Here is an 18,756-nt window from a genome sequence, read left to right on the forward strand (position 1 = left end):
CCGTTCGCTCCCTTGGCATGATGGTCCCGGTCGGACGGCCGTCGGCCGACCGGAGTACCGAGCACGAGGGAGCCCCTGTGGCGCGCCATCTGATCGTCGTGGACCCGGCAGGCGCGGGCGACCACCGCACCATCGGCGAGGCGCTGAACGCGGCGCGCGGCGGCTCGGTGATCAGCGTCAGGCCCGGGCGGTACGACGAGAACCTGGTCGTCACGAAGCTGGTCACCGTCGTGGCCCATGAGCCGGGCAGCACCGTCGAGATCGCGCCGCGCGGCGGCAGCGCCGTACAGGTGCTCGCCGAGGCCGTGAAGCTCTCCGGGCTGCGGCTGGTCGCGGGCGGGGGCGGCGACGAGGACGAGCCGGTGGTGGACGTACCGCGCGGCCAGGCGGCCCTGGAGGGGTGCGAGGTGTTCGGCAACTCCTGGGCCGCGCTGCTCTCCAGGGACGAGGGCTCGCTCGCCATGCGCGACACCACCGTGAGCAATCCGGCGGGCGCGGGGATCGTCGACCTGTCGTCGCGCACCAGCGTCGTCGAGCACTGTGTGCTTGAGCGGCTGGGGAGTTCGGGGATCGTGGTCGGCGAGGACGCGGCCACCGAGGTGCGCGGCTGCACCATCAGGGACGCGGGGGGCAACGGCGTCCTGGCCAACGGCCGGGCGCGCGGCACGTTCACGGATGTCACCGTGGTGCGGACCGTGAAGCCCGGTGTCGCCGTGGAGGAGAACGCCACGACACGGTTCACCGGGGTGCGGGCCGACGGCTGCGTGATCGGCTTCCACATATCGACGGCCGCGCAGACCGTACTGACCGGCTGCGCGGCCACCGGCGCCACCACCCACGGCGTCACCCTGTCGGGCGGTACGGACCCCGAGCTGACCGGGCTCCGGGTCGACCGGCCCGGCGGCCACGGCATCGCGGTCACCGGGCGCTCCCGCGGCACGTTCACCGACGCCCGTATCACCGGGGCCCGTTCGGCCGGCGTGCTCGTCCAGGACGGCTCGTCCACCGTGCTGATCCGTACCGAGGTGGCCGGGGGCGCCGCTGACGGCATCGTCCTCACCGGTGCCTGCACCGCCCGGCTGGACCGGGTCACCGTGACGGGCGCGGACGGGCACGGGATCGTCGTCGCGGACAGCGCGGACCCGGTGCTGCGCCGGATCGCGGTGACGGACACCGGCGGGCACGGCATCGACGTACGGGACGGGGCCCGCGGGAAGGCGGAGGCGTGCACGGTGACGTCGGCGGGCGGCTGCGGCATCCGGGCCGGGGGCGCGGGGCCCGCGTTCCAGGGCACGGTCGTACGGTCGGCCGCCCGGGCCGGGATCTCGGTCCGGGCGGGCGGCGCGGTCACGCTGGTCGACTGCGAGGTCGAGACGTCCGGCAGCGACGGCCTCGATGTGGACGGCGCGGGCGCCGAGCTGACGGCCGTCCGGGTGCGGGTGGGCGGCTCGGGGCGGCACGGGGTGAGCATCGGGGCCGACGCGAGCGCCGAGCTGACCGAGTGCGCGTTCACGGCGGGCGGCGGGGACGGGCTGCGGACGGTGAGCACGATGCGGGTGCGCGCGGCCGGGTGCACGGTCACCGGGAACAAGGGCGCTGGGGTACACCGCGGATCCACCGCGGGTGAGCTGGTGCTCGACCGGCTGACCAGCGAGGAGAACGGCGAGGCCGACATCACGGGCGAGAACGGCGGGCCGGAAGGGGCTCCCGGGGACCCGCGGGGCCCGCTGGCACGGCTGGACGAACTCGTCGGTCTGCGCGCCGTGAAGGAGCAGGTCGCCACCCTGGTCAACCTCAACCGGCTGGCCGAGCGGCGCCGCGAGGCGGGTCTCCCCGTTCCGGCCACCGCCCGCCATCTGGTGTTCGCGGGTCCGCCCGGCACCGGCAAGACCAGTGTCGCGCGGCTGTACGGGAGCATCCTCGCGGCGCTGGGCGTCCTGCGCTCCGGCCATCTGGTCGAGGTGGCCCGCGCCGATCTGGTGGCGAAGGTGGTCGGCGGCACCGCCATCAAGACCACCGAGGTCTTCGAACAGGCCCTGGGCGGTGTGCTGTTCATCGACGAGGCGTACGCGCTGACCCAGGGCGGCTCTTCGGGCGGCGGTGCTGACTTCGGCCGGGAGGCGGTAGACACCCTGGTGAAACTGATGGAGGACCACCGGGACGACGTGGTGGTCATCGCGGCCGGTTACTCGTCCGAGATGCACACCTTCCTGGCCTCCAACCCGGGGCTCGCGTCCCGCTTCAACCGCACGGTCGAGTTCGAGAACTACACGGTCCCCGAACTGATCACCATCGTCCGGACGCTGTGCGAGCAGAACCGCTACACGCTGGGTGACGAGACCGAGCGGGCGCTGTCCGTGCACTTCGAGCGGATGCACAAGGACGCCTCGTTCGGCAACGCGCGCGCGGCCCGCAAGGTCTTCGAGGAGCTCATCGACCGGCAGGCGCTGCGGCTCGCGGAGATGCCGGAGGTCTCCGACGACGACCTGACGACGCTGCTCCCTTCGGACGTGGGCGAACAGGCGGCGGCGGCGATCGGCGCGGGCGAGAGCGGGCCCGCCGACACCGACAGGATCGACGCGGTCATGGCGGAGCTGGCTTCGCTTGTCGGCCTCGACGAGGCCAAGTCGCAGGTGCAGGACCTGGTCAATCTGCTGGCGACGGCCCGCAGACGGCGGGCCGCGGGGCTCCCCGCCCCATCGGTCGGCCACCACCTGGTCTTCACCGGCCCGCCCGGGACCGGGAAGACGTCGGTGGCCCGGCTGTACGGGGAACTCCTCGGCGCGCTGGGGGTGCTGCCGCGCGGCCAGCTGATCGAGGTGGCGCGGGCGGACCTGGTGGGCCGGTATGTGGGGCACACCGCCCAGCTCACCCAGGAGGTCTTCGCGCGGGCGCGCGGCGGTGTGCTCTTCGTCGACGAGGCGTACGCGCTGACCCCGGGGGGTGGCTCGGGCTCGGACTTCGGCCAGGAGGCGGTCGACACCCTGGTGAAGCTGATGGAGGACCACCGGGACGACACCGCGGTGGTGGTCGCGGGATACGAGCGCGAGATGGACCGCTTCCTCGGCTCCAACCCCGGTCTTGGCTCCCGCTTCTCGCGCCGGGTGACGTTCGGCGCGTACTCGGCGGAAGATCTGGTGGAGATCGTGCGGCGCCAGTGCGAACGTGACGGGTACGACTGCGCGCCTGAGACGGTGGCGCTGCTCGGCCAGTACTTCGAAGAGGTGCCGCGTGACGAGAACTTCGGCAACGCGAGGTTCGCGCGCAAGGTGCTGGAGTCGATGATGACGCGGCAGGCGGGCAGGCTGAGCCGCGAGCCGGACGCGGGCGCGGCGGCGCTGCGGATGCTGCTGCCGGAGGATTTGGTGGTCTGAGGCTTGCTGGTCCGAGGAGTTGGCGTCTGAGGGCTTGGCGGTGCCGGGGGCTTCGCGGTGCCATGGGTTTGGCGGTGCCGAGGGCGTGGTGGTCTGAGGGCGTGGTGGTCTGAGGGCGTGGTGGTCTGAGGGCTTCGCGGTCTGAGGGCTTCGCGGTGCCGAGGGCTTCGCGGTGCCGGGGCCTTCACGGTGCCAGGGGCTTGGCTGTGCCGAAGGCGTGGTGGTCTGAGGGCTTCGCGGTCTGAGGGCTTCGCGGTGCCGAGGGCTTCGCGGTGCCATGGGTTTGGCGGTGCCAGGGGCTTGGCTGTGCCGGCGCTTGGTGGTGCTGGTGCGTCGTGGTGCCGGGCCCGGTGGCCGGCTGCCCGCTGCGGGGCGGCGGTGAAGGGTGAAGGGTGTCGGTGCGCCCGGGCCGGTCGATAGGATCATGGGCATGCCGCCCCGCCCCGTACAACTCCCGGCCGCAGCCGCCCTCGTCGTACTCCTCGCGGGTGCGGCCACCGTCGCGGGGGCGGCCGCGCCCGCCGCGGCCGACGACTCCCCGACGCTGCCCGCCGTCTCCTCCGCCCCGCCCACTGCGGGCGGCTGTGTCCGGCCGTCGAAGAAGCACTCCGACCTGACGCCCTGGCCCCAGCGGTACATCGCGCCCTCCCGGGCCTGGTCATCGGCGCGCGGCGACGGGGTGACCGTCGCCGTGGTCGACACCGGGGTGGATGCCAGCGGGGTGCCCGCGCTGGCCGGACGGGTGAAGGCGGGGCCCGATGTCGTGTCGGGCGGGACGGCGGGGAAGGACTGCGTCGGGCACGGCACGTTCGTGGCCGGGATCGTCGCGGCCGCGCAGAAGCCCGGCGTCGGCTTCGCCGGGGTGGCGCCCGCGGCGAAGATCCTGGCGGTCCGGGTGACCGGTAAGGACGGCTCCGCCGGCGCCGACCATGTGGCGGCCGGCATCCGGGCGGCGGTGGCCGGTGGGGCCCGGGTGGTGGATGTGCCGCTCGCGCTGAACCGCGGCAGCGCCTCGCTCACCTCCGCCGTCCGGGATGCCGTGCGGCACAACGTACTGGTCGTGGCCCCGGCGTACGGGATGAGCAACGAGTCGGGGGCCGCGGCCCCGGCCGCCTATCCGGCAGCGCTGCCCGGCGTGCTGGCCGTCGCCGGGCTCGCTCCCGGGGGCGGCCCCGACCAGAAGGCCGCGCCCGCGACGGCCCCCGGTATCGCCGCCCCCGGCACCAGCCTCATGAGCATCGGGCCGGGCGGCAGCGGGCACTTCAGCGGCAGCGGGGCCGACCTGGCGACGGGTTTCGTGGCCGGTACGGCCGCGCTGGTGGACAGTTACCGTCCCGGCCTGACCACCCGGCAGCTCACCGACCGGCTGACGTCGACGGCGTACCCGGGGGCGGCGACCGACCGTGCGCTGACGGGCGCGGGAACGGTCGATCCGGCGGGCGCGGTGACGGCTGTGCTGCCCACGTCCGCGCCCCGACCCGCGCGGCCCGAGCCCGCGCCGCAGCTCGCGGCCGCCACCGGGCACAGCGCCCACACGGGCGCGGTAGCGGTGGCCGGTGGCGCGGCGGGGCTCATCGCGCTGACGGCGTTCTTCGCGGTGGTGCTGCCCCGCGCACGGCGCCGCGGCTGGCGCGCGGGGGTCTGACCCGGGCGTCATGGAGCACGGCCGCGGCGGCGGCACCGTGGTGCCGGAGAACCGCGCCTTCCGGTCCCGCGTCCTTCCCCGGTGAGACGGAAGGCCCCGTCCGGTCGATCCGTGTGGCACGCAGCCGAGGGAGATGAGAATTCATGGGTCCTGAACAAGGGGCGATATCCATCATGGCGTTCGGCCTGCTCTTCGGGGCCGTCGGCGGCACGATCCTGTTCAGGACGCGTTGGCTGCGGCGCCACGGGGCACGGGCCTGCGGCACTGTCGTCCGGCTGGCCCGGAGTTCCGGTGAAAGCGGGACGAGCTACCACCCGGTGGTGCGGTACCGGACCGGCAACGGACGGCCGATGGAGGTCAGGTCCTCGCTCGGGAAGAGCAGGAGGACCAGCCTCCGCCCCGGCACGCCGGTCACCATCCTCTACGACCCGGCCAAGCCGCAGCGGATGGCCATCGACGGCTACTCCGGCGGCGGCAGCATGGTCGTCTTCTGTGTCTTCGGAGCTGTGATCTTCGTGATGGGCCTGCGGATACTGCTGTCGACGGTGGCGTGACGGAGCGTCCAGTCCAGAACGGCCGTACGTGCCCCGTTTCCGGCCGTACAGGCCCTAGTTCTGCGCTGTGGGGCGGACGACGATGTCGCCCACGTCGACACTGTCCGGCTGCTCGATGGCGAAGGCGATCGCGCGTGCGATGGCGTCCGGCGGGATGGCGATGTCGCCCATGCGGTCGAGGGCTTCGGCCCTCATCTCAGGAGCCATGGAATCCGAGAACTCCGTGCGCGTGAACCCGGGCGAGACGACGGTGACACGCAGACTGCCCCCGGCCTCCTGGCGCAGCCCCTCGGAGATGGTGCGTACGGCGTTCTTGGTGCCGGCGTACACCGACTGGAGCGGCACGATGCGCAGACCGGCGGTGGAGACGGTGTTCACGAAGTGCCCGGAGCCCTGCTCCCGGAAGACAGGCAGCGCCGCGGCGATCCCGTACAGGACACCTTTGAGGTTGACATCGATCATCTCCTCCCAGTCCTCGACGCGCAGTTCGTCCAGCGGGGAGATCAGACCGACCCCGGCGTTACTGACGAGCACGTCGATCCTGCCGTATTGGTCGCAGGCCAGCGCGACCAGGCTGGACAGGTCCTCCCGGCGCTTCACGTCCGTGCGTGCGTGGACGGCCTGGCCGCCGGCCTTCTCGATGCGGGCGACCAGCGCCTCAAGACGCTCGGGCCGGCGTGCGCCAAGCACCACCCTCGCTCCCCGCTCGGCCAGCAGCAGCGCGGTCGCCTCACCGATCCCGCTGCTGGCGCCCGTAATCACCACGACCTTGCCTTCGATTCCCGACACGAGATCCTCCGAAGCTCCGAAAATGGGCAGGGGCGCAGCGCACTGTCCACAGCGTCTACAGTGGAATTGGAGGCTCCGCCAGTTAGTCGCACTGTAAGTGGGCGCCCCTCCACTTCGCAAACAGGCACGAGGGAGCGAGCCGTCGATGGCACGGGATACAGGACGCCCACTGAGGGCTGACGCACAGCGCAACCGGGACAAGATCCTGGCCACAGCCGTGCGGGTGTTCACCGAAGAGGGGCTGGACGCCCACCTCGAACGCATCGCCAGGGAGGCCGGCGTCGGAACCGGCACGCTCTACCGCAACTTCCCGACCCGGGAGATCCTGATCGAGGCGGCCTACCGCAACGAAGTGGAGCGGCTGTGCGACGCCGCCCCCGAACTCTTGGCGACGATGCCGCCACCTGAGGCCCTGCACGCCTGGACACGCCGCTTCATCGACTACGTCACCGCGAAACTCGGCATGGCCGAAGCCCTGCGAGCCGTCGTCGCCTCGGGGGGCGACCCGTACGGCCACAGCCGCGACATGATCGAGGCCGCCATCACCGCCCTCATGGAAGCCGGTACCACCGCCGGCACCCTGCGCTCCGACATCCGCCCGGCCGACATGTTCGCCGCCCTCGCCGGAATCGCCCTCACTTCGGCGAAACCCGAGCAACGGGACCAGGCCGAACGCCTTCTCGACCTCATCCTGGACGGGCTGAAACCGCGGCAGCTCCCCGGAAGCTGACGGTACGAACCGGGGGCCTGCTTCGCCGCTCACTTCCACTCGTAGTCATCGGCAAGGGAGATCCGCGACCGTCAGACCGCGCGGTTCGGGGTCCTTGCACTGTGCCCGTCCGGATCGCGGCGACGCACTTCGCGGTCGGCTCCGCCTCGGCCCCCGTTCCGTTTGCTTCCGCCTACTTCTGCTTCCCCGCTTCCTGCTCCGCCCGCTCGTCGCGCAGCGCCGTCTGCACCTGCACCGTGTTGCGGCGCGTGATGTACAGACCGCGTCCGGGCGGGAGCAGGCGGGGCTTCGTACCGGCGACGATCTGCCCCTCGGCGGGCGGGCAGGACAGTTGCAGGACGGGGGTGTTGGCCTCGACGAGCCGGCGCAGCAGCTGGTCCGTCATCATCGAGCGGGACGCGCCGTTGGCGCTGCGGGCCACGACGATGTGCAGCCCCACCTCGGTGCCCTGCGCGAGATACGGCAGCAGCGGGGCGAACGCGTCGGGTCCGCCGCTGCCGATCAGCTCGTAGTCGTCGATGACGACGAACAGCCGCGGGCCCTTCCACCAGTCGCGCTTCGCCAGCCGCTCCGGTGCGATGTCCGGGCCGGGCACCCGGTCGGCCATGGCGCGGGCGGAGCCTGCGACCATCTCCTGCAACTGGGCTGGCCCCACCGCGTATCCGAGGCGGTGCGCCTCCGGTACGGCGCCCGCGAGGCGGCGGCGGTAGTCGGTGACCATGACACGGGCCTCGGCGGGACCGTAGCGCCGGGTGACGGCGTCGCAGACCATCGCGAGCAGGTTGGTCTTGCCCGATTCGGCGTCCCCGACCACGACCAGGTGCGGGTGCTCCTCGAAGTCGTGCCGGAATGCGTCCAGCTGGACGTCCCGCACACCGATCGGGACGCGCAGGTCGCCGTCAGGTGCGGGCAGTTCGGACGCGGGCAGGGTGAGCGGCAGCATCCGTACGGGCGGGGCCTCGGGGCCGTCCCACCCGGCGGCCGTCTCGCGGACCAGTGCGTCCACTCCGTCCGAGAGGGTGTCGACGGCGGGGTCCCCGTCGATCCTGGGCAGCGCGGCCAGGAAGTGGAGCCGTTCGTCGGTGAGTCCGCGGCCGGGGGACTTCGGTACGGTCGCGGCGGCCCGCATGTTGATCGCGGAGTCGACGGGGTCACCGAGCCGCAGCTCGAAGCGGGTGCCGAGCTGGTCGCGCAGGGCGCTGCCGATCTCGCCCCAGCGGGTGGCGGCGATGATCAGGTGGACGCCGAAGTTGAGTCCGCGGGACGCGATGAGCGTGAAGGTGGGCACCAGGTCCATGAAGTCCTGGCGGACCGTGTTCCAGCCGTCCACGACGAGGAAGACGTCGCCGTACGCGTCGTCGGCGAACTCACCGGCCGCGCGCCTGCGCCGGAAGTCGGCCATGGAGCCGAGGCCGTGCTCGGCGAACTGCCGCTCGCGGCGGGCGATCAGCGCGGTGATCTCGGCGACCGTACGGAGCAGCCGCTCCGGGTCGAGACGGCCGGTGACACCGCCGACGTGCGGGAGGCCGGAGAGCACGGCGAGCGCGCCGCCGCCCAGGTCCAGACAGTAGAACTGCACCTCGCGCGGGGTGTGCGTGCGGGCGATGGCGGTGATGAGCGTACGGACCAGGGTGCTCTTGCCGCTCTGCGGGCCGCCCGCGATGCCGACGTGTCCGCCCGCACCCGACAGATCGGCGGTCAGCTCGTCGCGCCGCTGGTCGAACGGGCGGTCCACGATGCCGACCGGCACGGTCAGCGGGCGGCGCGGACCGGCCGAGCCCGGCGGGGGCAGCAGCAGGTCGAGCGTGGGCGGTTCGGTGAGCGGGGGCAGCCACACCTGGTGGGCGTGGGGGCCCGACTCCTCAAGCCGTTCGACGGCGATGGTGAGCAGGCTGGCGGCGGCCTCCTCGGCCGGGCCCGCGCCGGGCTCGGCCGACTCCGGTTCGTTCCTCGGCAGTTGACGTGGGGCGACCCAGCCCGCGTGGAACGGCACGACCTGCCCGGCGACGACCGCCTGGCGTACGGCGGGGCGCACGACCCGGTAGGGCCCGGAGACGAAGGCGGCCTTGAACCGGGTGAGCGTGCCGACGTCGTTCTTCAGCAGGCCGCTTCCCGGCTGGGGCGGCAGCTCGTACGCGTCGGGAACGCCGAGCACGCCCCGGCTCTCCATCGCGGAGAAGGTACGCAGCCCGACCCGGTAGGAGAGGTGCGACTCCAGCTGGTGGATGCGGCCCTCGTCCAGGCGCTGCGAGGCGAGCAGCAGATGGACGCCGAGGCTGCGGCCGAGCCGTCCGATCATCACGAACAGGTCGAGGAAGTCGCGGTGCGCGGCGAGGAGTTCACTGAACTCGTCCACGACGACGAAGAGCGTGGGCAGCGGCGCGAGGTCGGCGCCGGTCTCGCGGGCCTTCTCGTACTCCAGCAGGGACGCGTAGTTGCCCGCCTTGCGCAACAGCTCCTGGCGGCGCATCAGTTCGCCGTGCAGGGCATCCCGCATGCGCTCCACGAGCGCGGTCTCGTCGGCCAGGTTGGTGATGACGGCCGAGGTGTGCGGCAGCCGGTCGAGGCCGAGGAAGGTCGCGCCGCCCTTGAAGTCGACGAGTACGAAGTTGAGCGTCTCGGAGGAGTGGGTGAGCGCGAGGCCGAGCACCAGGGTGCGCAGCAGCTCGGACTTTCCTGACCCGGTCGCGCCGATGAGCATGCCGTGCGGGCCCATGCCGCCCTGCGCCGACTCCTTGATGTCCAGGGTGACCTGGCTGCCGTCGGCGGCCAGGCCGATGGGGACGCGCAGCCGGTCGCCGGGCGCGCGCCGCTCGTGCAGCCTGGTGAGGTCGGCGGAGTGCAGATCGTGGATGCCGAGCAGGCCGGTCAGCTCCTGGTCCTCCTGGAGCGGCTGCTCGGAGCGGGCGGTGGCGCCGAGCCGGTAGGGGGCCACGGCTGAGGCCAGCGCGCGGGCCGCGTGCGGGCCGAGGGTCTCGGGGCGTCCGATGGAGGTCTCGGTGGCCTTGCCGTCGGGGTCGGTGGTGAGCATGGCGAGGTCGCCGGGGGTGACCCGGAAGCGCAGTGAGCCGCGCGCGGGGGCTCCGTCGAGGGCTCCGCGCACGTCGATGACCAGTGCATTGCGGTAGCCGTGCTCGGCGATACGGGCCCCGGCGGGGACCGCGGCGGTGTCCAGAACGATCACGGTGTACGGCTCGTCGCGGCTCGGCTCGGCGCCCGGCTCGAAGGGCGGACGCCCGCCGAACTCCTCACCGAGGAGCGGTTCGAGCTCGGAGACGGCTTCCGCGACCAGCCGGGCGGTGCCCGCGCCGTCGGAGTCGGACTGGTGCTGGGCGTGCGGCAGCCACTTCACCCACTCCCAGCCGGGGAGCGCGCCGCCGTCGGCGACGACCACCACGGCGAGGTCCTCCGGGGCGTGCAGGACGGCGAGCTGGCCGACGATGGAGCGGGCAGCGCCGCGCGCCGTCTCCAGATTCCGTTCGGACGCCGCGGCTTCCCCGGTGCCGCTCGCCGGGTCCGCGCCGCCGGACGCGTTCGCGCCGCCGGACAGCAGGACCACCCGGGCGAAGGAGCGCAGCCGGACCGCGATCGGCTGTCCCGGCACCGTCGAGTAGGCCCGGATGAAGCGCCGCAGCGCGTGGGCGCAGAGCGGTTCGAGGTCCTCGACGGGCTTGGTGGAGAGCGGGTTGAGGGTCAGTGCGAGCTGACGGGTGCCGGTGGCGACCCGGACCTCCGCGAAGTCCTCGTGGGTGGTGCGGCGCTCCCAGAGCCGGCCGCCGCGCGCCAGCGAGAGGAGCGAGCCGGGCTCCGGGTGGTGCCAGGCGTCGGCGCGCCGCTGCTCGTCGATGGCCTTGCGGATGCGGCGGCGGCTGGTGGCGAGGTAGCGCAGGTAGTCGCGCCGCTCACCGCGCAGCCGCCGTTTGCGGTCACCGGCGGCGCGGATGAACTGGCTGACCAGCATGCCGACGGCGGACAGCAGCATCATCCCGATGGCGACCCACATCAGTACGCCGCTGCTCTCACCGGGCCTGATGAAGATCAGCACCATGCCGAGCGAGCTGAGCGCCATGGGCAGATACGTGACGACGCCGCCCATGGCGCCCTGGGACTCGGGCAGTGCGGGCGGTTCCTGGAGGGTCAGCTCGCCCTGCGGCAGCTGCGGGCCCGGCCGGCGCGGCGGGCGCCGGAACGTGACGGTGCTCAAGAGGGCTGGGCCTTCCTCGTTCAAGGAAACAGTCGAATTACCCGGGAGTCAATGGGCGGGTAAGGAACAGTTGTTTGTTGTGCCGCAGAACAATTTCATCGGCCATCCGGCTTTGTGAGCGGAATGGTTGATCCGATGATCGGTTCGAACTCACGATAGTGTTCGCCCCGTTCCCGGGTCGACCCGCACCCCCGGACGGGAGAGAATCGAAACGCCGTGAGCGACACCACCGTCGGATTGTGCCGAATAACTGTAAGAGCGCCCGAAAATTCCTATGAGTTGGGCGTCCCGGTCGACGTACCGCTCGCCGATCTCGTCCCCGTCCTCGTCGAGTACGCGGGCGGAGATCTGCACGAGAAGGGCTCGTCCCACGGCGGCTGGACCCTCCAGCGGCTGGGCGCCGCGCCCCTGGACGAGGAGGGGACACCGCAGTCGCTGGAGCTGCGCGACGGCGAGACGCTGTACCTGCGGGCCCGTCACGAGTCACTTCCCGAAGTCGACTTCGACGATCTGGTCGACGGCATCGGCGAGACGCTGCGGGCCCGGCCCGACACCTGGCGCCCCGAACTGACCAGAAGGCTGCTGATCGGTCTGGCCGTGGCCGGGCTGACCGCCGCCCTGTTCACGGTCGTACTGCCGGGCCCCGTCGGCTGGCGGGCCGGCGCGGCCGCCGTACTCGCCGTACTGCTGCTCGCCGGGGCCACGGCCGCGTCGCGTGCCGTCGGGGACGCGGGGGCCGGCGCCGCTCTCGGGCTGATGGCTGTGCCGTATCTGGCGCTGGCGGGCGCGCTGTTGCCCACCGCCGCGCACGGTGAGGACGTGTTCGGGCCCCGGCTGCTGGCGGGCGGCGCGGCAGCGGCGGGCGCCGCGGTCCTCGCGCTGGCCGCGGTCGGCGCGTTCGCTCCGCTGTTCCTCGGCGCCTTCACCGTCGCCCTGTTCACCGCGGTCGGCGGCATGGTCTGCGCGTCCGGTGTGCCGCTGTCGCACACGGCCGGATATCTGGCGGTGGGCGCGGTCGCCACCGGGAGTTTCGTACCGGGTCTGGCCTTCCGGCTCGCGGGGCTGCGGCTGCCGCCGCTGCCGTCCAGCGCCGACGAACTCCAGGAGGGCATCGAGCCCTTCGAGGCCGAACGGGTCCGGGTGCGCGCCCGGCTGGCCGACGCGTACGCCACCGGCTGTTCAGCGGCGCTGGGGCTGATCCTGGCCGGCTGTGTCACAGCGCTGCTCACCGGCCCCGCATCGGACGGCTGGCCCGCGCCGGCCCTCGGGGTGGCGCTCGGCGTCCTGCTGCTCCTGCACACCCGGACCGTCGGCGGTGCCTGGCAGCGGCTGCTCCTGGCGGTGCCGGGGGCGTACGCCCTGGCGCTCGCGGCCTGCACGGACGCGGTCGGCACCGGCCTGCCGGGACGGCTGGAGGTCACCGGCATCCTGACGGCCGCCGCCGCGGCAGCGATGATCGCCGCCTGGACCGTGCCCGGCCGCAGGCTGGTGCCTTACTGGGGGCGCGCGGCCGACATCCTGCACAGCCTGGCCGCACTCGTGCTGCTGCCGCTCGCGCTGCTGCTGGCCGGGGTGTTCGGCACGCTGCGCGGCATCTGGGGCTGACAGCCCACCGGCAATGAGATCCGTGAAACCCGTAGTGAGCCCAGTGAGGTAGTGAGCCCAGTGAGGAACGTGCATGCAGTCCAGGCGTGACCAGGTCCAGGCCCATATGTTCGTCATGGGCCGGCTCTCCTCCGGCATGCAGCGCGCCGAACCGGACGCGGCGGACACACCGACCGCCCGTACCTGGCGCGGCATCATGTGGGGGCTGCTGGCCGCCGCTCTGGCCGCGCTGGTCACGACGTTGTACGGGCTGATCTCACCGGGCGGCGCGACGTCCTGGCGCACCGACGGGGCGCTCGTGGTGGTCAAGGACTCGGGGGCCCGTTACGTCTATGTCGGCGGCACGCTGCACCCCGTACTGAACGAGGCGTCGGCGCGGCTGCTGGCCGGGGACAAGATGACCGTCCAGCAGGTCGCGGCGGCCTCCATCGGGGACACCCCGCGCGGGACGCCGCTCGGCATCGTGGGCGCCCCGGACGGGCTGCCGAAGGGCTCGCTCGACCGGGGCACCTGGTCGGTGTGCGCGGGCCGCAAGGACACCGGGACCGGCGCCACCGGCACGGTCACCTCCGTGGTGATCGGCGCGGAGCCTGGCGGCAACGGACTGGGCGCGCACGACGGCGTGCTGGTGTCCTCACCCAGTGGCGGAGTCCAAATCCTCTGGCAGGGACGGAGGTTCGCGGTCGACACGAAGCACGGCGGGGCCGCGGCGCTCGGCTGGGCGGGCATCGCCCCGTACCCGGTCGGCGACGCCTTCCTCGCGTCGCTCGCCGCCGGGCCCGACCTGACGGCTCCCGCGGTGCCCGGCCGGGGTGGGGCAGGCCCGCGGCTGGCGGGGGCGGCGAGCCGGACCGGCCAGCTGTTCACCGCCGACGGCGGCCAGCACTATCTGCTGCGCCAGGACGGGCTCGTACCGCTGACCGACACCCTGCACCGGCTGCTGCTGGGCGACCCGCGCACCCAGGCGCAGGCGTACGGCGGCGGAGCGGTACGTGAACGCGCGGTGGGGCCGGCCGACCTGGCCGCCCACCAGGTCCCGGCCTCGGCCGGTGCGTCGCTCGCCGCCGACCTGCCCGCCACCGCGCCGCATGCGGTGCCGGCCGCCGCAGGTCAGGACGTGTGCGCGCGGGTGGCTTCCAGTGGCTCCGGGCACACCACGACCGTGGCGCTGGTCGCCGCGGCGCAGGTGCCGGGCGGGGCGCCGGACACCGAACCCGGCGTGCGGGCGGGGTGCCTGACGGCGGACCGGGTCTGGGTGCGACCGGGCGCGGGCGCCCTCGTGACGGCCCACTCCACGGCCGGGACCGGCTCCACCCGCTACCTGGTCACCGATGCGGGCGCCGCGTTCCCGGTGCCCGACGACGACGCCCTCAAGCAACTCGGTTACCCGGCGGGCGACGCGGTACGGCTGCCCGCGCCGCTGTTGGACCTGCTGCCGGCCGGGCCCGCCCTCGATCCGCAGGCACTGGCGCGGGGCGGAATCGTACGGGACGGGCAATCCGCCGCGAAAGGCGCCGGGAGCGAAAGAGTCGCAGACACCGGGAAACAAACCAATGAACTATGCGTCAACAATTGACGCCAAAGCTCAAGTGAAGATCAAATGTTGTTCCGGCAGGGTCAGTTGAGCACTTCTGATGAGTATCGTGGCGACACATGTCCGAATCCTGATGGGAATGAGGCCGACCATGGGTGACAGCACGCCTGGACTGTTCAACCGGCAGCAAGTCGACGTCGACAAGGCCCGCGCCGCTCTGGAGAACCACGTGGCCACCATGGCCCGTGCGGGCGCGACGGTGTCGGCGATCCACGACGACGTGCGGATGGCCTACGTCGCCGACTCGTCCAGCATCTTCAGCGGCAAGCTCCAGCAGTGGATGCAGGCTTACAACGACGTCAAGGGCAAGGTCGACGCGCTGCACGCCTCACTGGTGGCGGCCGACTCCATCCACAACACCAGTGAGATGGACGCCTCCCAGTACGCGAGCGCGTGGGACGGCGGCGGCAGCGGCTACTACCAGGCCCTCTCCGGCTGATCCTCGGCCGGTTCGCTCACCAGCACTGCCTCCCCCTCCCTTCCCCACCTCCCGAAAGGACGACCGGACATGGCGGACGTCACACTCGAAGTCCAGCGCGCCAACGCGGCCATCGACGACATGGTCAAGGCCAACACGGACATGGTGAACGCGCTCCAGGAACTGCTCAGTCAGCTCGGCCCCCTCAAGGCGTCCTTCTCCGGTCAGACCGCCACCGTGTACACGGACTTCCAGAACCAGGCCAACACCGCCATCGAGACGATGAACGCCCAGTTCGGCACGGGTGCGCAGTCCCTGAAGGAGATGGTCGACGGCCAGGTCGAGGGTGACAAGCGCGGCTCAGGGATGTTCTGACCATGGCCAAGGACGATGGCGACGACGGCGGGGACAGCGGCACCTTCAAGGTGACCGAGGGCTGGCTCAAGGGCGAGGCCAAAGCGAGGGTCGACAAGATCGCGGCCATGCTCACGGCTACGCCCGATTACACGGTGCTGAGCGGGTTCTCGGCCACGGATGGAAAGGGCTCCGGCAAGGCAATCCTCTCGGGCTCGGGCACCCTGGGCACGGACGCAGTTCTGCAAAGGCTGTTCGCTACACTCTGCTCCAGCCTGAAGACGCACGTGGACGCCCTCGGGAACGGCTTCAACCACCTCTCGATGGACATGGCGACCGTCGACACCATTCTCCAGAACAGCGAGGACGGCGCCGCCCTGACGGCGGCGGAGATGAACATGGAGTTGCAGCAAGCCCTCACGGACTTCGGCGGCAGCCCTCCGCCCAACCCCGCCCCGTAACTCCGGTGCGCCGCAACGGCACCGCTCGACGCCAGCGCCGGGCGGTGCCGGCCCACCCGGCGCCTGTACGGCTCCTCAGCCTCCCTCCGCACTGCTCAACCGTCCGCACAGCACCCGTAAGGAGCCCGCCATGGCTGACCGGAAGTGGGAGGACGCGCTCGCCGTCATCGCCGCCAAAGAGGGCGCCGGCCAGGGCACGGTGACCAACCGCAGCGCCGTGACCGCGGCCCCCTGGTTCGAGGCCGATCACCTGGTCAATCCCATGGCCTCCCGCAATGCAGGTACTCCCAGCGGCTATGACTTCGCCTGGTCGCAGGGCTGGAGCAGGACCAACTACGTTCAGCCCACCACCACGGGGAGCGGCGGGCAGACCACCACGGACTACACGTACCAGATCGGGTTCAAACTGGCGCCCGGCGCCCTGGACTCGAGCAAGGACAGCGCGCTGTACAAGTTCCTGAACGAACCCGTCGACATCATCGGGCCCCCGTTGAACACCCTGCTCGGCAACACCTCAGTCAGCCTGGGCAGTTTCGACTCGGCAAGCTCGATGCTGACAGGGATGCTCACCCATCTGACCGATGCGGAGAACGAACTCAAGTCCTGGGTCAAAGACATCAATGTGCCGGACTCCGAGATGCAGGGCACGGCGGCCGGGGCCCTCAGGCGGGCCCTCGTGGCCGTACAGCATCAGATCGCCTACCTCCACACGGAAGTAACGAACAAAGGGGACATCCCGCGTGCCCTCGACGATGCGCGTACCACGCTGCTGAGCACGCTGAACCAGCTGAACAACGCGCACAGCAGCTACATCACAGGCCCATTCGCCCAGCCGTACAACCATGTCGGCGGCCTGTTCTTCAATGCCCTCAGCACCGTGAAGCTCGACTTCGACGCGTCGGGAAGCCCCAGTCTCAACGTACCTGGATTCGGAGATCCGACGCAGCCGGGATTCTGGACCGCGCTGGAGCAGCTGTCGAAGGAGACCTGGCAGGGCGCGCTGTCCCCGCTGGACACCAGCGCCAACGACTCTCTGGCAAAGTTGGACTCGCAGTACCAGACAGCCATCGCAATGCTCCCGTCGAGCGCCCTCCCCGCGCCGCCCTACCGCGACCTCGACGCGCCGAAGCCCCCCGGGAACAACACGAACAACGGCGACAAGCCGCCGGGTGACGTCCCACCGCCGGGCGGCGGCAACGACACCGACGCCCCTCCCGGCAACGGCGACGCGCCTCCCGGCGGCAACGACGACAAGAAGCAGCCCCCGCCGCCCCCGACCTCGAAGGTCACCGGGCCGCCGAAGACCGATTCCAACGTCCCGCCCCCGCCGCCGCAGTCGAAGACGAACGGCCCCCCGAACATCGGCGGCAACAACACCGGCGCGAACAACACACTGCTCGACAATAACAACCAGTCGATCAAGGACTCGAAGGGCAACGAAACCCAGATCCCGCCCGGGTCCCACATCAACAAGGACCGCACGATCACCGGGCCCGACGGCAAGCTGCTGCTGGGTCCCGACAAGAAGCCCCTCATAGCGCCGCCGAACTCCCACATCGGCAGCAACAGCTACGTGAACGGCAACAGCGGCAGCAACAGCAAGCAGCAGCTGAAAGAACAGCAAGAACTGCAGGAGAAGCAGCTCAAGCAGCAGAAACTCAACCAGCAGCAGCAGCTGAAGGACCAGCAGGAGCTGCAGGAAAGGCAGCAGAAGCTGCAGCAGCTCAACCAGCAGCAGCAGTTGAAGCAGCGGAAGGCGCAGGAGGCTCAGGAGGTCGCGCAGGAGAATGCCTACCAGAAGGCTCTCTCCCACGTCCGCGGTCAGGCTCGTACCGAGACCGGCAACGAGTTCAAGGCCGGAGGCGGCGGCAGGAACAAGCTGAACCTGGAGGAGGGGCCGCCCCGGGTCAACGAGCGGCTCCCCAACAGCCGGAGCCTCGGCGACCCCAAGACCTCGCTCTCCGAGCGCGTCCGCCGCACCTCGGCCAATGAGCCCGATCTCGCCGCCGAGACCGCGGTCAGGGAGTCATCGGCGATGAACCGTACGTCGTCCAACGGCCAGCCGATGATGCCGCCCATGGGTGGCGGCGGAGGCGGCGGGGGCGGCGGGCGGGACCGCGAGCGCCGCACCTGGCTGGCGGAGGACGAAGAGACCTGGGGTACGTCCCAGGAAGCGACACCAGGAGTGATCGGCTGATGGATTCCGGATTTCAGTCACAGCTCAACGAGATGATGGGCAAGCTCCAGGAGCACCGCGATTCCCTCATCGCGGCCCAGCGTGAGCTGGCGGAGTACACCGTCACCGTGCAGTCGAAGGACCGGATGGTGACGGTCGTCGCGGGAGCCCAGGGCGACGTACGGGAGATCAAGTTCCATACGGACGGCTACCGCGACATGGCGCCGGCCGAGCTGGGCGCGGCGCTGGTCGAGGTCATCGGGCAGGCCAGGGAGCAGGCCGGGCAGAAGGTCCGCGAGACCGCTTCGCCGTTCCAGGGGGCGGGCGCCGCCCTGCGCAAGTCGATGACGGGCGGCTCGGAACTGGACGATCTGATGGGCCCGTTGCGGGAGATGTGGCCGAGCCCGGCAGGACCGGCGGGTACGGACAACACACCGGACACCGGCCGGAACGGCACGGGCAAGGGCGCCGGCCGGTCCACCGCGGCCAGGGGCAAGGGCGGTACGGCCGATGGCTGAGCAGATCACCACGGTCGACCAGCTCAAGCAGCAGTTCGCGCAGTACCCGCAGATCGGGACGCTGATCAAGCAGATCGGCGACTACCTGGATCAGATCGACAAGATCAATCTCGATGGCGGCGGCAAGGACGACGACATCGCCAAGCAGTACCACAAGACCATCGACCCCGGTATGACCCATCTGCACGACCTGCTGACCATGCTCAAGACCCTGGTCAACCAGGTCGGGTACACGGGGTCCGACGTGATGGGCCTGTTCGACCGGGTCGAGGACGAGGCCAAGGCCCTCGCGAACAGCTGGCAGAGCGACTCCACCACATAATGAGGCTGCACG

General features: G+C 71.5%; 14 protein-coding genes. 12 read left to right on the forward strand and 2 right to left on the reverse strand.

From position 1 onward, the window contains the following. Window positions 1-77: 77 nt before the first annotated feature. The 3 genes from ACWGKJ_RS00070 (at window position 78) to ACWGKJ_RS00080 (ending at window position 5,573) form a co-directional block, all read left to right on the forward strand. Window positions 78-3,374: a right-handed parallel beta-helix repeat-containing protein gene (locus ACWGKJ_RS00070; RefSeq protein WP_385018894.1), complete on the forward strand. Its 3,297-nt coding sequence runs from the start codon at window positions 78-80 to the stop codon at window positions 3,372-3,374. A 430-nt stretch (window positions 3,375-3,804) separates the two neighbouring features. Further along, window positions 3,805-5,019, forward strand: a complete 1,215-nt coding sequence (locus ACWGKJ_RS00075) for a S8 family serine peptidase (RefSeq protein ID WP_385018892.1) — start codon at window positions 3,805-3,807, stop codon at window positions 5,017-5,019. A gap of 143 nt (window positions 5,020-5,162) precedes the next feature. Then, a complete protein-coding gene (locus ACWGKJ_RS00080) occupies window positions 5,163-5,573 on the forward strand; it encodes a DUF3592 domain-containing protein (protein WP_385018890.1) in 411 nt (136 codons plus the stop codon). Between the two features lie 54 nt (window positions 5,574-5,627). Here ACWGKJ_RS00080 and ACWGKJ_RS00085 read toward each other — a convergent pair whose 3' ends face one another. Continuing rightward, window positions 5,628-6,362: an SDR family oxidoreductase gene (locus ACWGKJ_RS00085; protein WP_385018888.1), complete on the reverse strand. Its 735-nt coding sequence runs from the start codon at window positions 6,360-6,362 to the stop codon at window positions 5,628-5,630. A gap of 145 nt (window positions 6,363-6,507) precedes the next feature. On the opposite strand from ACWGKJ_RS00085, the gene ACWGKJ_RS00090 reads away from it, so the two are divergent. Beyond that, window positions 6,508-7,092 carry a TetR/AcrR family transcriptional regulator gene (locus ACWGKJ_RS00090; protein ID WP_385018886.1) on the forward strand — a complete coding sequence of 195 codons (585 nt, stop codon included), beginning with the start codon at window positions 6,508-6,510 and terminating at the stop codon, window positions 7,090-7,092. A gap of 172 nt (window positions 7,093-7,264) precedes the next feature. On the opposite strand, the gene eccCa is transcribed toward ACWGKJ_RS00090, so the two are convergent. Then, the gene (eccCa, locus tag ACWGKJ_RS00095) at window positions 7,265-11,296 is read right to left on the reverse strand and encodes a type VII secretion protein EccCa (protein WP_385018884.1); all 4,032 of its coding nucleotides are present in this window, start codon (window positions 11,294-11,296) and stop codon (window positions 7,265-7,267) included. A 216-nt stretch (window positions 11,297-11,512) separates the two neighbouring features. Between eccCa and eccD the strand changes: the two genes are divergently transcribed. The 8 genes from eccD to ACWGKJ_RS00135 all read left to right on the forward strand — a co-directional run bounded on the left by eccD (window position 11,513) and on the right by ACWGKJ_RS00135 (window position 18,744). Next, the gene (eccD, locus tag ACWGKJ_RS00100) at window positions 11,513-12,901 is read left to right on the forward strand and encodes a type VII secretion integral membrane protein EccD (protein WP_385018882.1); all 1,389 of its coding nucleotides are present in this window, start codon (window positions 11,513-11,515) and stop codon (window positions 12,899-12,901) included. A 73-nt stretch (window positions 12,902-12,974) separates the two neighbouring features. After that, window positions 12,975-14,477: a type VII secretion protein EccB gene (gene eccB, locus ACWGKJ_RS00105; RefSeq protein WP_385018880.1), complete on the forward strand. Its 1,503-nt coding sequence runs from the start codon at window positions 12,975-12,977 to the stop codon at window positions 14,475-14,477. A gap of 109 nt (window positions 14,478-14,586) precedes the next feature. After that, entirely contained in the window at window positions 14,587-14,934 is a 348-nt protein-coding gene (locus tag ACWGKJ_RS00110) for a hypothetical protein (RefSeq protein ID WP_385018878.1), read from the forward strand. 69 nt (window positions 14,935-15,003) lie between these two features. Then, entirely contained in the window at window positions 15,004-15,288 is a 285-nt protein-coding gene (locus tag ACWGKJ_RS00115; protein ID WP_385018876.1) for a WXG100 family type VII secretion target, read from the forward strand. Between the two features lie 2 nt (window positions 15,289-15,290). Beyond that, entirely contained in the window at window positions 15,291-15,728 is a 438-nt protein-coding gene (locus tag ACWGKJ_RS00120) for a hypothetical protein (protein ID WP_385018874.1), read from the forward strand. Window positions 15,729-15,858: 130 nt separating this feature from the next. Further along, window positions 15,859-17,925, forward strand: a complete 2,067-nt coding sequence (locus ACWGKJ_RS00125; protein ID WP_385018872.1) for a hypothetical protein — start codon at window positions 15,859-15,861, stop codon at window positions 17,923-17,925. Further along, window positions 17,925-18,422 (forward strand): YbaB/EbfC family nucleoid-associated protein, encoded by a 498-nt coding sequence (locus ACWGKJ_RS00130; RefSeq protein ID WP_385018870.1) that lies wholly within the window; start codon window positions 17,925-17,927, stop codon window positions 18,420-18,422. The genes ACWGKJ_RS00125 and ACWGKJ_RS00130 overlap by 1 nt, the downstream gene beginning before the upstream one ends. After that, window positions 18,415-18,744 carry a hypothetical protein gene (locus ACWGKJ_RS00135; protein WP_385018868.1) on the forward strand — a complete coding sequence of 110 codons (330 nt, stop codon included), beginning with the start codon at window positions 18,415-18,417 and terminating at the stop codon, window positions 18,742-18,744. The genes ACWGKJ_RS00130 and ACWGKJ_RS00135 overlap by 8 nt, the downstream gene beginning before the upstream one ends. Window positions 18,745-18,756: the final 12 nt, after the last annotated feature.

The organism is Streptomyces sp. NPDC054757 (assembly GCF_053612185.1).

Excerpts from the sequence above, each read along its gene's own strand:
- ACWGKJ_RS00090 (WP_385018886.1), top strand. The coding sequence starts at position 6,508 with ATGGCACGGGATACAGGACGCCCACTGAGGGCTGACGCACAGCGCAAC.
- ACWGKJ_RS00115 (WP_385018876.1), top strand. The coding sequence starts at position 15,004 with ATGGCGGACGTCACACTCGAAGTCCAGCGCGCCAACGCGGCCATCGAC.
- ACWGKJ_RS00130 (WP_385018870.1), top strand. The coding sequence starts at position 17,925 with ATGGATTCCGGATTTCAGTCACAGCTCAACGAGATGATGGGCAAGCTC.
- ACWGKJ_RS00125 (WP_385018872.1), top strand. The coding sequence starts at position 15,859 with ATGGCTGACCGGAAGTGGGAGGACGCGCTCGCCGTCATCGCCGCCAAA.
- eccB (WP_385018880.1), top strand. The coding sequence starts at position 12,975 with ATGCAGTCCAGGCGTGACCAGGTCCAGGCCCATATGTTCGTCATGGGC.
- ACWGKJ_RS00080 (WP_385018890.1), top strand. The coding sequence starts at position 5,163 with ATGGGTCCTGAACAAGGGGCGATATCCATCATGGCGTTCGGCCTGCTC.
- ACWGKJ_RS00120 (WP_385018874.1), top strand. The coding sequence starts at position 15,291 with ATGGCCAAGGACGATGGCGACGACGGCGGGGACAGCGGCACCTTCAAG.
- ACWGKJ_RS00075 (WP_385018892.1), top strand. The coding sequence starts at position 3,805 with ATGCCGCCCCGCCCCGTACAACTCCCGGCCGCAGCCGCCCTCGTCGTA.
- ACWGKJ_RS00110 (WP_385018878.1), top strand. The coding sequence starts at position 14,587 with ATGGGTGACAGCACGCCTGGACTGTTCAACCGGCAGCAAGTCGACGTC.
- ACWGKJ_RS00135 (WP_385018868.1), top strand. The coding sequence starts at position 18,415 with ATGGCTGAGCAGATCACCACGGTCGACCAGCTCAAGCAGCAGTTCGCG.